Consider the following 491-nt stretch of genomic DNA (forward strand, 5'->3'; position numbering starts at 1 on the left):
GGCAGACCCGTAGACGCAGAGCTGCGTAACCGAGTGCGTGAGCTGCTGGCTGCAGGTCTCGGGATCCGCGCAGTAGCGAGGCACGCTGCGTGTTCAACGACGACCGTCATGAAGGTCCGCGACGAGCTGGCGCAACGTTAGTCGGTTAAAGGCACTGGCCTACTCAGCGTCACGAAGCACCCAGCCCGCTTTTGAAAAAGCCCACCGGTTCAGGACGAGGCTATCAAGGGGGTCATACGGGCGGTTGTCCCAGTCGTGGCTTGAGATATTCACCCTTCTAGCATTTGTGATCAGTGTTCCTGTGTGGCCTCCCCGGGAAATCAATTGGACTGAATCATCTGGCTGTCGCTCGAATTCAATCCGAACCAGGATGGGATAGTCATACCCATTGCCTTTTGCCTGAAGCGGCTCAGTACAGGTTATGAACCCCATGACAGGGGTAGCAATTGCGTTCATGGAATGTCCCTTAGTGCTTTGGCTGTGCAGCGGCC

2 protein-coding genes are annotated in these 491 nt (G+C 56.6%); one reads left to right on the top strand and one right to left on the bottom strand.

Going from position 1 to position 491, the window contains the following annotated elements; genetic code table 11:
- Positions 1-141, top strand: a 141-nt coding sequence (locus ALO64_RS26350) for a helix-turn-helix domain-containing protein (RefSeq protein WP_146088643.1), incomplete at its 5' end; no start/stop codon positions are given.
- 18 nt (positions 142-159) lie between these two features.
- Here the strand turns inward: ALO64_RS26350 and ALO64_RS25965 are convergent.
- Positions 160-456 (bottom strand): hypothetical protein, encoded by a 297-nt coding sequence (locus ALO64_RS25965; protein ID WP_004666865.1) that lies wholly within the window; start codon positions 454-456, stop codon positions 160-162.
- Positions 457-491: the final 35 nt, after the last annotated feature.

The sequence above is a fragment of the Pseudomonas meliae genome (assembly GCF_001400515.1).
GTDB classification, from domain to species: Bacteria; Pseudomonadota; Gammaproteobacteria; order Pseudomonadales; family Pseudomonadaceae; genus Aquipseudomonas; species Aquipseudomonas amygdali.

Bases quoted from the DNA above. Each gene is read 5' to 3' on its own strand.
- ALO64_RS25965 (WP_004666865.1), bottom strand. From the start codon at position 456: ATGAACGCAATTGCTACCCCTGTCATGGGGTTCATAACCTGTACTGAG.